Annotated in this window: 11 protein-coding genes and 1 pseudogene; 6 read left to right on the top strand and 6 right to left on the bottom strand. The window is 60.9% G+C overall.

What is annotated here, in order from left to right; translation table 11 throughout:
- Nucleotides 1–47: 47 nt before the first annotated feature.
- Nucleotides 48–662, bottom strand: a complete 615-nt coding sequence (locus C483_RS15065) for a hypothetical protein (protein ID WP_006654223.1) — start codon at nt 660–662, stop codon at nt 48–50.
- 1,114 nt (nt 663–1,776) lie between these two features.
- On the opposite strand from C483_RS15065, the gene C483_RS15060 reads away from it, so the two are divergent.
- Complete coding sequence (locus C483_RS15060) at nt 1,777–1,965, top strand: hypothetical protein (protein WP_006654221.1); 189 nt, start codon at nt 1,777–1,779, stop codon at nt 1,963–1,965.
- 2 nt (nt 1,966–1,967) lie between these two features.
- Nucleotides 1,968–2,255, top strand: a complete 288-nt coding sequence (locus C483_RS15055; protein WP_006654220.1) for a type II toxin-antitoxin system RelE family toxin — start codon at nt 1,968–1,970, stop codon at nt 2,253–2,255.
- Between the two features lie 19 nt (nt 2,256–2,274).
- Here C483_RS15055 and C483_RS21270 read toward each other — a convergent pair.
- The 3 genes and pseudogenes from C483_RS21270 to C483_RS15045 all read right to left on the bottom strand — a co-directional run.
- Nucleotides 2,275–2,418 (bottom strand): annotated as a pseudogene (locus C483_RS21270) (restriction endonuclease); the annotation flags it as partial.
- Nucleotides 2,419–2,458: 40 nt separating this feature from the next.
- Nucleotides 2,459–3,808, bottom strand: coding sequence for a hypothetical protein (locus C483_RS15050; protein WP_006654219.1), 1,350 nt, complete (start codon nt 3,806–3,808; stop codon nt 2,459–2,461).
- On the bottom strand, nt 3,805–5,973 hold the full coding sequence (locus C483_RS15045) for an AAA family ATPase (protein WP_006654218.1): 2,169 nt from the start codon (nt 5,971–5,973) through the stop codon (nt 3,805–3,807). The genes C483_RS15050 and C483_RS15045 overlap by 4 nt, the downstream gene beginning before the upstream one ends.
- Nucleotides 5,974–6,144: 171 nt before the next feature.
- Here C483_RS15045 and C483_RS15040 point away from each other — a divergent pair, with 171 nt between their 5' ends.
- Nucleotides 6,145–6,825 carry a LysE family translocator gene (locus C483_RS15040; RefSeq protein ID WP_006654217.1) on the top strand — a complete coding sequence of 227 codons (681 nt, stop codon included), beginning with the start codon at nt 6,145–6,147 and terminating at the stop codon, nt 6,823–6,825.
- 70 nt (nt 6,826–6,895) lie between these two features.
- Here the strand turns inward: C483_RS15040 and C483_RS20950 are convergent, their stop codons facing one another.
- Nucleotides 6,896–7,321 carry a hypothetical protein gene (locus C483_RS20950; RefSeq protein WP_241431522.1) on the bottom strand — a complete coding sequence of 142 codons (426 nt, stop codon included), beginning with the start codon at nt 7,319–7,321 and terminating at the stop codon, nt 6,896–6,898.
- 124 nt (nt 7,322–7,445) lie between these two features.
- Entirely contained in the window at nt 7,446–8,120 is a 675-nt protein-coding gene (locus C483_RS15030; protein WP_006654215.1) for an HD domain-containing protein, read from the bottom strand.
- Between the two features lie 503 nt (nt 8,121–8,623).
- On the opposite strand from C483_RS15030, the gene C483_RS20630 reads away from it, so the two are divergent.
- The 3 genes from C483_RS20630 to C483_RS19620 all read left to right on the top strand — a co-directional run bounded on the left by C483_RS20630 (nt 8,624) and on the right by C483_RS19620 (nt 13,689).
- Nucleotides 8,624–9,238 carry a surface glycoprotein gene (locus C483_RS20630; protein WP_449289184.1) on the top strand — a complete coding sequence of 205 codons (615 nt, stop codon included), beginning with the start codon at nt 8,624–8,626 and terminating at the stop codon, nt 9,236–9,238.
- Nucleotides 9,195–10,592: a S8 family peptidase gene (locus tag C483_RS20945; RefSeq protein ID WP_049912777.1), complete on the top strand. Its 1,398-nt coding sequence runs from the start codon at nt 9,195–9,197 to the stop codon at nt 10,590–10,592. The genes C483_RS20630 and C483_RS20945 overlap by 44 nt, the downstream gene beginning before the upstream one ends.
- A 40-nt stretch (nt 10,593–10,632) precedes the next feature.
- On the top strand, nt 10,633–13,689 hold the full coding sequence (locus C483_RS19620) for a carboxypeptidase regulatory-like domain-containing protein (protein WP_241431523.1): 3,057 nt from the start codon (nt 10,633–10,635) through the stop codon (nt 13,687–13,689).
- The last annotated feature ends 92 nt before the right edge of the window (nt 13,690–13,781 follow it).

Below are 13,781 nucleotides of genomic sequence, written 5' to 3'. Positions count from 1 at the left end.
GATGGCGCTGCTGAACGGCTCGAATCTCGTGCTGGAAGTGACCCGCCTCACAGAGACTCCTCCGTGACAGTGCCGTTGGAGTAGTGAACCGGGCGCTCTTCGTGCAAGGCGGCGCAGCCCGGCTCGGGATCACTGGTTGAATAGCCACAGCCCCGGAACTCGTCGTTGAGGTACCGTTCGGTCCGCATCGCATCTGCCGCGTCAGGATACGGGGCGTCGTACTCGACGCTGTAGATGATTCGGCCGGGACACTCGTCGGATTCGGTCGTCGTGTTGTGCGTGTCGACCCATACCCGATACGCCGCGACGGTCGCATCCTCCGGTGTGGTCCGGCGTATGTCGGCTGAGACCTCGGTGTCTATCGAGGTGTCGTTGATTGTTCCGACCCACACTCCGCCGCTGCTCGATTTCGAGTATCCGGACACGTCGTCGGGGCACCCTGCCTCGAGAATTTCGACGGACTCAATCTCGGGGTCCGGTGGTGTCTCGTCCAGAATCGACAGCCCGCCGACAGCGAGTGCGCCGAGGGCGAAACTACCGACGATCGCGACACCCAGCAGGAACGGCAGTGGAACAGATCCGATCCACCTGGCTAGCCTCGATTCTGTGGGATCATCCCAGTCGGTTTCGTGTGTGTTTTCTTTCTCGCCGGAATCGTTCATTGTATTACTGGTGTCTGTGGGAAATGAAAAGAGTACTGTTTAGTTATTGCGCTGGTAGGTATGCGGTTTTCTTGGTGGTGACCGCAAAAGACCCACACAGGACTGTTTCGCAGTCATACTTGGCAAACAGTACTCGAGTGCTCGCGAATGTTGTACCGATGAGAGACGTAGGGAAGGTCTGAATTCTCAATTCGAACGGTAGATATAAGTCACCACGAGTCAACAATTAGAACGGAAGCCAGCCAGTACGGGTACGAAAACCCCGGATGGTGATGACATCCGAGGCATGGCTTCCAAGCCACCTGGCTTAGTTGCCATGATTGCATACATTCTACCGGGATATAAACGTCCCGCACGACAACGGAATCGCCATACTGCGTCTCCGACGCAGGCAGTGCTGACTATCCAATCCGGCGTGTCCAACGTGCTCGTAGGTGAGACTGATGTGTGAGCAGTCGGACGAGGACGACACCACTACCACCGCCACCGCAACTGCCAGCAGCGGCGACACCAACACGGACCCGCCCGACACACTCACCCCTTGCCCACGCTGTCAGACACCAGTCACCACCGTGAGCGCCATCGGCCCCACCGATGCCATCGCCGGTCCCTGCGGCTGTCGTGTCGCGCCCGGGTTACTCGCTCGGAAGCGAGAAGAGCGACGGAACCGAGGGAAACGACGGGAGCGACGACGAAAGCAAGGTCGGCACGATCAACAGGACCAACACAACCAAAACCACCGACACGACCAACGGGACTAGCGAGTCCACCCTCTGCGAGACGCAACACCGCAGGGGTACTCGAGTCCCGTCGGTCAGCCGGACTCTCGGGTGTGGCGACAGTCTCCGGTCCCGCGGAACTACTACGACGGGACCGCCTTCGCATCACCACCTACCACCACCACGACGCCCACCCCACTCCGTCGACACTGATATCGACGGTGGGGGTCCGGCCCGAAAACGGGACTCGAGTTCTCGTTTCGGTTGCTGCATAGGCCCGTGGAGCTCACGGAAGCAAGATGGTAACAAATCCCTATATCGTCGGCGGAAGAATTGGCTTGACGGAGAAACGAGGTCAGGTTTAAGTTTGTAAGGGTTGTAAGGATTTACATAGGATGTCGGCAGAAAAGCGCATTCCCGTGACGGAAGAGACGTTCAAGGAATTGGGCGATATGAAACAGGCAGGGCAGACGTGGGACGAATTACTCGAAGAGTTAGCAGCACAGCGAAAGCACCAGCAGTTCAAGGAAGATATGAAGCAGATTAAAGAGAACGAAGAGTTCGTTCCGCTGGATGAGGTCTAAGTGTGACATCGTTCCAGGTCGTCGTCTCGGAGAGCGTACGCTCTCTGCTTGCGGACGTAGACGACAAGACAGAACGGATCATCAAGGACAACCTCTCGAAACTGGAGAGTCCATATCCGGGTCGAGGCGCTGGCGATAAAGAGCGCCTGCCTGTCGACGGCAACGAAAAGTATCGTCTCCACATCGGCCGGACGTGGACAGCGTTCTACGAGATTGAGGACGACGAAAATCTCGTTCGCGTTCTCGAGGTGCTCCCGATCGACGAGGCCCACAAGCGGTACGGATTCTAACCCCAACTCGAGTGTAGCCGTCCACTGCCTCCTCGACGATCTCGATTTCTTCCTCGGTGAGTCCGCACAGTTCGTAGACGATTTCGTCGATGAGTTGGTCGATTTTCTCGATCTTCGCCTCTAACTCCTCCGCACGTTCCTTGGTTTCGAGGTAGCTCTCGAGTCAGCCGCGCACAGTACCTCCACTGAATTGTGGCCGTCACTCAGAGAATCTGCTCCAGAACCGACGCCAGTTCTGTCTCGAGTTCAGACGCCTGCAAAATCGTAATCTCGTTGTCCGACTGCTCAGCGAGCGACTGCGTCTGTGCGTCCAGATCCTGCACGACGAGCAGCCCGTTCCACCCGGTTCCAAAATACGACCCGTCGTCGTCAGTTCCGAACACGAACTCATCGTCGACCCGCAGGAAGGCGAGGTACTCGAGTGTCTCCTTGATCCCGCGACGAATTGTGTCGGTGTTCGTGCTGTTTTTGACCTCGGTGATGAGGTACTCGTGTTCGTTGGTCTCTTCGGAGATGATCTCGAGGACGATCACGTCAGGCCGTCCGGTGTGGTTCTCAAACTCTTTGCCGAGGTAGTCACCTGCAACGTCCTGTGCGACTCGCTGTACTGTATCCGAGCGCCCGAGCTCCTCCCGGTCTGCATCCGGTTCGGAGATGAACGAGAGGTTCCGATCTCGCGCCGAGTTGTCGTGGTAGAGGACGAACTCTTTCGACCCGTCGATGCGAGCGACTTCCTGTCGATCGGAGGCGATCGTCTTGAACTGTGCCCGTTCGTTCCGAAGTCGTTCCAGTGTCGCGACGAATTGGAAGAGCACGTAGAGTTCGAACAGCGCGTGCTCGTCGTCCGGCGTGATCGCTGTTTCGTCGAGCAGCGACCGGATTTCCTCGGTATCGCCCTGGAAGATATTGGTCCGACTCCGAAGCAGTGAGGCCGCCTCGCGGTAAATCTCCTGGCGCGACTGTGCCGCAGTCGTGAGCATGCGCTCGGTCGGCTCGTACGCTTTTGGGTCCCGAATTCGGCGGACGTGGACGTTGCGATCGACGACCCGCTGCAGGTCGGCGATCAACTGCTCGTTGTCGCCCCAGGTCTCCTGAACCCAGGTGTAGTTATCCTTGAGAAGCGGGTCCGCCTCTCGAAGCGTGCGGTAAATCACTGCAATCAGCTTCTTGAGGACGATATTTTCGGGAATGTCGTAGTTTTCGGAGCGGTTATCGCAGACGAACAGCGAGCCGTCGTGAGGATTCTGTGTGTGACGTTTCTTGATCGTCCGCCCCCAATTGACGTGCCCGTTCACAGTTCCCCGATGTGTTTGTGACACGGTGCTCGTCTCCGTGCGGATGCTTCGGAGTCGTTTGGGAAGTTTGTGGACGAATTCGACGACATCCGATTTCAGGATGAAGTGCAGGTCAAGCAGTAGTTCGTAATCCTCGAATCGCTCGTCCAACTGCGAGGGCGAGATCGTCTGTGCGAGCTCGCGCTCGGGAAACGCCCCCTGCATCACGTACGTGAGGATATCCTCCGACAGTTCGTCGAGGAGTTCGTTTCTGTTCATACCGGCTCGGACTCGGTGAGCGTCACCTGAAGCATATCCCGCGCAGCAGTCTGGAGCAGGCGCTCGTCAATCTCATCGACCGACGCGAGTTGCCGAACGATCTGTTCGCGTTTCGGCACGCCCTCAAGTTGCGGGAAGACGTAGCTGATGACTGCCTGCGTCAGCGCCGCCGAGAGTGAGTCGTTCGCGTGTCGGCTCACGTGCTGGTAGAGATCCTTGACGATTGCCGGGCCAATCGACCGGTCGTCGATCGTCGTGTTCGTCGTCCGCCAGACGCGAGCAACTGCCATCGCCTCTCTGCGGTCCCACTCCAGGTCCCAGGTCTCGACGTACGCGTGCATGAGCCGTTCGAGTTCGTCGATTGCATCACCAGACTCGCCCTCGGGGAGCGCCGGAACCGGAATACGGATGAAGGCGAACCGGCGCATGAACGCGTAGCTCATCTCGTAGAGCGAGGTTTTGTCGTAGGTGTTCATCGTGGCCAGCAGTCGCCACGAACGCGGCATCACGTACTCGTTCGACGCCAGTTCACGGGTACCGGTGTACTGCTCGGCAGGCAACACGCAAACCTCTCGGTCGTCCTGCTCGAACGGAAGTTGCACTTCCTGGCCCGAGAAGACCGTAAACAGCTGTCCCAACGCCTTGTCGATGTCGGCGCGGTTGATTTCGTCGATGACCAGCACCTCGTTTTTCTGTTCGTCGTTTCGCTTGAACCGGCGAAGCACCAGTCCAGGCCTGAACTCGAGTTCACCCGAGCCAGTCGCCGACGGCATGTGTCCGCCGACGGTGTCGAAGGTCGACCAGTCGGCTGTCGCCGTGGATATTTTGGAGCCGGTGATTTCGTCGTGCGTATCTACGAGTGCCTGTCCGACGTTCTGCGCGATTTCCGTTTTCCCGGTCCCCGGTGGCCCCGTGAAGATGACGTGCTTCCCAGCGTCGAGTGCGGCAGTGACATCTTCGACGATCGAACTCGCGAGTTCGTCCGGGAAGTGTAGGTCAGCGAGAACATCCTCTTTTGAGAGATCGATCTCTGGCGACGATTCGATGAGTGAACGCTCTCGCTCGCGGTCGTGAGCGTGTAACTTCTCGAGGAGTTTTCGACCGTTCGACTGACTCGGCCCCCACATGTTGATATCGTTGAACGACACCCAGCCGAGATGGTCGGCGGCGTCTTCGACGGGGAGCATATTCTGCAGAATTGCCTCGCATTCGATGGTGAGTTGTTCTGCTGACTTGCGGTGTTCTGGCCGGTTCTGAATGACGTGCTGATCTCCCAGACAGAACGTCTCCTTGAACCCGAAGACGTGCTCGTAGACCACGTCCTCATTGACGTGTTCGTCACGCCACCAGTACTCGGATTTCGTCGCCTTGTAGTCGCCGACGACACCGTAGCCGATGAGTCCCCAGTCTTTGTCCGTCTCGCCCTTCCCGTGTGAGCGGAAGAAGATGATATCGCCTTCCTCGAGATCAGCCCACGTTCCACGCAGGTTGTCCGTGTTTCGGACTCCCCAGACGTTCCGCCGGTACGCGGTCAGGAAGTTCACCGGTTCCGAGAGTGCAACGTAGAACTCCCGTTCGGACGGCGATTCGAGCAATTCGTCCGGGTCCCGTGCGACGATGACATCGTCCCGACTGCTCAGACACTCGAGTAAGTCCGTAAACTCCCCGCGAGTGACGTGGTACTCCTGTATCGTCTGGGAAAGGTCGTACAGACTCGCCTCTCCGTGACCATTGGCGTCGCGTCCGAACCGTTTCGGAAGTGATCGAAGCGCAACGCCACCGGCACTCGCGCTTTTCACGACGAACTCGATCGGCCGCTGGTAGGTGTGCGTTGATGCACTCGAGAGCCCCGACGGATTGTACGCCAGTTCACCAACCTGAGCGACGGCCTCGACGGCTGCATCCCCCAGAATAACGACGAAGTCACCCGGGCTCATGTGCGTCGTCCGGCCACCGACGAAGTATCGGAGTTGGCCGGCCGTCGCCCCTTCGTCGCTTTCGTACGCGCGCGAAACTCGACGCTTCACCGCCGATTTGTCGCTGAAATCGACTTCCGACGGCCCACCGATGTCCCACCCAATCGTGACAACCGGTGGCGAGCGCTCAGCCCACTCCGCCCAGAGCCGCCCACGTTCTCCCGCCCGAAGAAGCCAGTAGTTCGCCATTGACACGCTGTTTACAGACACCTGAGAAGAATCTTTTTAGATGCGACTACATCTGTTATTGAATTTGAGTCACGATGTTCGTTTTCCAGTGGTGTCTGATTTTCTCTCCGACCGCCTTACCAAGTTCGCTGTCCTTTTCACATTTCCACCCCCACTAGAAGTCGACTACACGTGCTCACTCTCGCAGGAACGCTCCTGGCGGGCGTCGTCTTCGGCGTCTCCCTCGCCGCCCCGCCGGGGCCGATGAACGCCATCATCGCCGAGGAGAGCGTCGTCCGCGGCTGGGCCGCCGGCTTCTGGGCCGGCCTCGGGGCCATGCTCGCCGACGTGCTCTTCTTCGTCCTCGTGCTCGCTGGCGTCGTCACCGTCATCGACCAGTACCCCGCCATCAGACCCGCACTCTACCTCGTCGGTGGCGTCCTCATGTGCTACTTCGCCGTCGGCGCGATCGAGGAAGCCAGAGCCGCAACCTCGTTCACCGACGGCGGCACAACCACCGCCAAGGGCTTCCGGAAAACGTTCGTCCTCTCGCTGACCAACCCCTACCAGCTCGGCTTCTGGCTCACCGTCGGCGTCGGCCTCCTCCAGCCCGGCAGCCTCGATATCTTCGCCCACGTCCCCGCACTCGACTCCGTCCTCGCGGGAACGCTCGTCGTCCAGACCGGCTCGCCCGCACTCTTGCTCGGCTTCTTCGGCGGCATCGCGGTCTGGATCGTCGCCTACCCCGCCGGACTGGTCGCGGCGGGTCGTCGAGTCGACGCCCTCGCGCCGACGATCGCAGCGCTCAGCGCGGTCGTACTGGCGGGCTTCGGGGCGCTCTTCCTCGGCATCGGGGCGATGAGTTTCGTCTGACCGGCAGACACCGCCCTGTGATGCGAGCCGAACGGTGCTAGCCCAACAGTCACCACGCAACACTCACCACTCAACAGTCAGTGATCGATCCCATCCAGGTTCCGAGGGCACCGGACTCGGTGATTCGTACTTCGGCGCTCGTGCAGTCGGTGTCCAGTCGGTTCGTCACCGAGGTCGTCATCCACTCCTGCTCGTCGGCGAACCGTGTTCGGAGTGTGTAGGCTGCAGGCTCGCCATCGGTTCCGTCGACGACGGCGGCAACCGTCTCCCTACCAGGCGTCTCATCTGTTCGCCCCGCAACGGAAACCGTCTCTGCGACGAACGGATCGCCGTCCCGACGCACGTCGACCTCGACCGTGTGCTGCTGGCTATCGAGGTTCCGGACAGCGACGGAATCGAGGACCACGGGTTCGGTGTCCGCCGTCTGTGCACTACATCCTGCACCCAGCACTCCCAGCCCGCTTACTGCTGTCGTAAGTACAGCGCGCCTGTGCATCGACTGTACTATACTACAGGACACATTGTATAAAACTAACCGGTCTGGGGGCGTTACGAGAGCCTCCGGCAGTGTCACGGGTGAAGCAGCGAAATCGGGGCTGCAGTCGTCGTGCGCTGTGAACTCAGTCGCCCATCCCGGCGATTTCGTCTTCGAGCCACTCGCTGAACCACTTCACGCGCTTCAGTCGCTGGTGGGCGATACCCTCGGCGGTCTCGCTCTCGACACGCGAGGCCGCGTTGTAGCCGCGCTCGAGGACCCGTTCGACCATCTCGTCCGAGTCCATGTGTGTTCGGGCCTCGTAGCCCATCCGCAACAACATCAGGGCCGTGCCGTTCGCACCGACCTTGTCGAGCAGATCGGCCTCGATCAGACACTGCGTCTCGAGTGCCACGTCGCTCAGGTCGCCCTGATAGGAGTGCTGTTCGACGGCGCGACACACCTGCTGGATGAACGATTCGGGGTACTCACCGCGCGATTCGAGGTATTCACGGGCGACGCGGGCACCGGCTTCGGCGTGGAGTTCCTGGTCGGTCTCGAGTTTCGCCACGTCGTGAAAGAGGGCGGCGACACGGGTGACGTCGACGTCTGCACCCTCTTTCTGGGCGATTTCGGTCGCGAGTTCGACCACGTTGAGGATGTGGTTGTGCCGGTACTCGGCGGAGTGCCACGGGTACCAGCGCATCCGACCGCCTTCCTCTTCTTTCTCGACGCTGGCTGCGAGGTACTCGAAGACGAACTGCTTCATCTCCTCGAACTCCGCGTCGGTAACCCTGCGCTCTTTTATTTCGACGCCCACGAGAGATCCCTCCGCAAGAGACGAACGATAGTCATTGACAGAATGTTCGGTCGTTTCGCTCTTTAGCCTTTGGTTCGGGAGAGAGACACATTCGCAGATGAGTGTGTGACCGAACAGTGCCTGTCCACTGTACTCGTGTCCGATACCGACACTACTGACTCTGTCTCGTCTTCGTTGGATCTCCCTCTCCCCCCCGCGTCATCCGTCCTGAACTGAGCGGTCAATTGTAGTTCTGTACCGGTGACCGTCGCCCCTCGGAACGATCATCGATAGATCGCGATAGCGATCCGTGCGGAGGGATGCCGAGCCGCGGCTACTCTCCGCCGTCCGCAGTCACAGCAGTTACGACGACTGATATTTCCATAGTAAATAGTAACTAGGAATATCCAATAATTATATTACCATGTTTGTTATTGGATTCTTATGTATTCACGAGATATGAAATACTAGATATCGTATGTGATCCGGTGGAATGGTGCTACACACGCTGTGTGCGTGGTGAAATGAACATAATCAAAGACAACTCCCAAATGACAGACACACGCGAACAATGGACGGCCATCCTGCTTACGGCCCTCATGGTGCTTTCGCTCGTTGCGATCGCAGGCACCGGCCTGGCAGGCAGTGCGGCCGCAGCAGACGGAATCGACACACAAACAGTCGACGATGAGACACCGGCAACGGTCGACCCCGAACTCGAGGAGGCGACCGGAACCGAGCAAGTGTATATTGTCCTCGATCAGTACGAGGGCGATCTGAGTGACGATCGCGACCGGGCGATCGCCCAACTTCAGGAGCACGCCGAGACGTCGCAGGCATCCGTCACGGCGTCCCTCGACACGATGGCGAACGTCGAGGTGATCAACGACTACTGGATCACGAACGCGGTTCGCGCCGAAGTCGACGCGTCGGCAGTCGACACGGCCGAACTCGCCTCGATCGAGGGCGTCCAGTCGGTCGAGCTCCGACCCGACTACGAAGTGCCGGAACCGGAGCCATCCGTCGAGCCAGCCGTCGAACCTGACGAAGACGACTACACCTACGGTCTCGACCAGATCAACGCCTCCGAGACCNGTGCCGGAACCGGAGCCATCCGTCGAGCCAGCCGTCGAACCTGACGAAGACGACTACACCTACGGTCTCGACCAGATCAACGCCTCCGAGACCTGGGCTGACTTCAACGCTCAGGGTGAGGACGTGAAGGTCGCAGTGCTCGACACTGGCTTCGATATCGATCACCAGGATCTGGACCTCTACACCGAGGATGCAGACGATCCAACCTATCCAGGTGGCTGGGTCGAGATCGACGCGGACGGTGACCCAGTNCACCAGGATCTGGACCTCTACACCGAGGATGCAGACGATCCAACCTATCCAGGTGGCTGGGTCGAGATCGACGCGGACGGTGACCCAGTCGAGGGCTCCGAGCCATACGACACGCACTATCACGGCACGCACGTCGGTGGCACGGTCGGTGCAGCTGCACCGGCTGACGACGACACGCCGGCCTACGGTGTCGCGCCGAACGTCGACCTGCAGCACGGCCTCGTGCTGCCGGACGGCTCGGGTGCNGCACCGGCTGACGACGACACGCCGGCCTACGGTGTCGCGCCGAACGTCGACCTGCAGCACGGCCTCGTGCTGCCGGACGGCTCGGGTGCTGACTCCGACACTATCGCTGGCTTCGAGTACGTCGTCGAAGAGATGGACTCCGACGTGGTCAGCATGAGCTTCGGTGCCGGCTGTGGCCTCTTCGGTCCAGTGTACGAGGACGCCTGGATCCCAGCGATCCAGAACGCCAACGACATGGACGTCGTCGCAGTCACCTCCTCGGGTAACTCCGGCGAGGGCTGTGTCGGCTCGCCGGCAAACACCTACGACTCGTTCAGCATCGGTGCCTCGAACGCTGACGGCGANTCCTCGGGTAACTCCGGCGAGGGCTGTGTCGGCTCGCCGGCAAACACCTACGACTCGTTCAGCATCGGTGCCTCGAACGCTGACGGCGATATCACCGACTTCTCCAGCGGTAACACCATCGCCGCCAACAACTGGGACAACCCTGACCCAGAGTGGCCCGACGAGTGGGTCAAACCAGACGTCGCCGCACCCGGCGAGGAAGTCCTGAGCGCGATGCCAGACGACGAGTACGACTACCTCGACGGCACCTCGATGGCCGCACCACACGTCTCCGGCGTCATCGCCCTCATGCTCTCGGCCAACGACGACCTCACGCAGGAGGAAATCGAGGAGACACTCGAGGAGACCGCCTGGAAGCCTGACGGCGAACCCGACGAGAAAGACGTTCGCTACGGCCACGGCATTGTCGACGCCTACGCTGCTGTCGACGAGGTTGCCGCGGGCGCACTCGAGTACGAACTCGGTGACGTTGACCAGGACGAGGCTGTAACGGTCCAGGACNTACGCTGCTGTCGACGAGGTTGCCGCGGGCGCACTCGAGTACGAACTCGGTGACGTTGACCAGGACGAGGCTGTAACGGTCCAGGACGTCCAGCTGACTCAGCAGTACCTCCAGGATATGGATCCTGAGCCGTTCGCCGAGGATCTCGCGGACATGGACCGCGACGGCGAGGTCACGACGGACGATCTGAGCCTGCTCCAGCAGAAGGTACAGGGCATGCTCGAGGAAGGTGAAATCGCCATCACGGGACTCGACGTGCCCGACGAAGTCGACGACGACGAGACGTTCGAGGTCACCGTCGATCTCGAGAATCTCGGTGAAGAGGGTGCAGTCGAGGAGGTCGCCCTTTACCTGAACGACGCTGACGACCCAGCCGCAACCGAGGTCGTCGACATGGCCGCACCCGGCGTCGACGACCCGATTGACCACCCAGCAGAGACGACGATCACGTTCGAACTCGACGCGAGCGACCTCGACGGCGGTGACCACACCGTTACCGTCGAAACCGAAGACGACGACGCGAGCGACGCGTTCACCGTCCTCGCCTCGAACTTCGAGCTCTCGAACCTCGACGCACCCGATGAAGCCGACCGCGGTGACGAGATTACCGTCAGCGCGGATGTCGCGAACACGGGGAACGTCGACGACACCCAGACCGTCGAATATCGCTTCGACGACCTCGACGATGCACTGCACGCACAGAACGTCACGCTCGAGGCTGACGAGGACGCGACGATTTCCTTCGACGTCGACACGGAGAACGTCACGGAAGGAACCTACGACCACGGTGTCTTCACCGAGGATGACGAGGCGACGACCGAAATCGACATCCTCGAGCCGTTCTTCAGCGTCGACATCACCGACGCACCCGAGGAACTCGCACCGGGCGACGCCTACAGCGTCAACGCGACCGTCGAGAACACCGGCGACGCGCCGGACGAACAGACGGTCGCCTACGAACTCGGTGACGGCGGCGGCGACGTTGCCGTCGTCGACGTCGCAGACGACACGAGCCAGGGCGACGCCGTCGCCAGCGTGCTCGACGAGCGACTCAACGACGACACCTACGACGTCGACGTCGTCGTCGCAGACGACCTGCTCGACGTGATGGACGACTACGACACGTTCGTCGTCCAGCGACTCGGCAGCGACGCACTCGCCGAGGACTTCCTCGACGAACTCGAGAGCGCCCAGAGTGCGGTCTACCTCGACTCCCATCAGGGTGGCTCCGCACAAACCTACGCAGACGGCATCTACCGGCTCAACAACGTCCGTGAGGATCCCGCGGAACGCGACTCCGAGGGAATCGGCACGTCTGACGAGCCGGTAACGATCGATATCGAGCAGTCACACCCAATCTTCACGGGTGTCGGTGACGCCGGCGACGAGGTCGAGATGTTCACCGGGACCACGACCTGGGGAAGCTGGTTCGACGACTACAGCGGCACCACGCTCGCTGACGCCGACTTCGGCGACGGCTACGCTGGCCCGTCGGTTGCCGTCAGCGACGACGGCAGCGAACTGCTGCTCACGGCGACTGCACGTGACTTCTTCACCGACGAAGAGGACTTCACCGAGGAAGCGAACTTGCTGCTCGCAAACACGGTCGAGTTCGCTACGACGGGAAGCGTGACGGCCGACGCGGCGACCGCTGACAGCTCGTCCGTCGTCCACCTCGAACCGGGCGAGAGCGAGGACCTGACGTTCTCCGACGTCGTACCGGAGGACACCGAAGCGGGTGACGCGAGCCACATCGTCGCCAGCGAGGACGAACAGGACTTCGCCCCGGTTACGATCACCGGTGACGAGACGAACTGGAACGTCAAGGGAACTGTCTCTGACGACGCCACTGGCGAACCGATCGCAAACGCCAGTATCGACCTCGAGGCCGACAACGAAACGTACACGAACGTGACCGACGCCGACGGCAAGTACGGTCTCGCGGATGTCCCCGCTGGCGAGCACGCCCTCACGGTCGACGCCGAGGGCTACGCGAGCCACACTGACTCCGTCACCGTTCCCGAGAACGAGACCGTCACGGTCAACGTTTCCCTGGAGCAGGCTGCAGGAACGATTAGCGGCGACGTGACGGCAAGTGACGACGACGCACCAGTCGAGAACGCAACCATCGTCGCCGAGAACGACGACGGCGATGTGCACGAGGCGATGACCGACGAGAACGGCTCGTACGAACTCGACGGCGTCTCGGCAGGGACGTACGTCGTCAACGTCGTCGACACGCCACCGGGCTACGAGATCGACGAAATCGTTACCGTCGCACCCGGCGAACACGTCGACGGCGTCGACTTCGTCGTCGATCGCACCGCCGGCTCGATCGAAGGGACCGTCACGAACGCTGCCGGCGTCCCGATCGCTGACGCCAACGTCGTCGACGCCGACGACGGCGCGTTCAACGTGACGACCGCCGAAGANACCGTCACGAACGCTGCCGGCGTCCCGATCGCTGACGCCAACGTCGTCGACGCCGACGACGGCGCGTTCAACGTGACGACCGCCGAAGACGGCACCTACGAGATTGAAGACGTCACGCCCGGAACGACCGCACTCCGCGCGGTCGCCGACGGCTACGATGACTCGAACATCGAGTTCGTCGAGGTCGAAACCGGCGAGACGACGACCGCGAACCTCACGCTCGGCACCTACTTCGAGGTCGACGNCGATGACTCGAACATCGAGTTCGTCGAGGTCGAAACCGGCGAGACGACGACCGCGAACCTCACGCTCGGCACCTACTTCGAGGTCGACGGCCTCGCAGCACCCGACAGCGCCGAGCAGGGCGAGGAGATCACCGTCAACGCGACAGTCACCAACACCGGCGAGCAGGAAGACACCCGAACGGTGTTCTACTTCCCGCCGGGCACCGACTTCGGACCCGACGTCATCGACACCCAGCCCGAACTGGCCGAAACGGTCACACTCGAGGGCGGCGAGTCGGCGACGATCGAGTTCACCTACGAAATCCCGGCAGACGATGGGCCGGGCGAGTACGAACACGGTATCTCGGCTGACGAGGTCGAGTCGACGACGATCACGATCGAGGCTGCTGGCGACGGTGACGCCAGTATCGCACACGACGTGGCCGACGTCGCTGGACCGAACGCGAATCAGCCGGGCGCTGCTCCCGCCTGAGTCCGCAGTCGCACAGCGACCGAAACCTGACGACTATTTTTTGCCACGAGTCAAACTCACGACGATCACACAACCTCCAGAAACTTCCGTTA

The sequence above is a fragment of the Natrialba hulunbeirensis JCM 10989 genome, from assembly GCF_000337575.1.
GTDB lineage: Archaea > Halobacteriota > Halobacteria > Halobacteriales > Natrialbaceae > Natrialba > Natrialba hulunbeirensis.
Note: the sequence above shows the minus strand (reverse complement) of the source record. Positions and strands in the feature narration are given on the sequence as shown.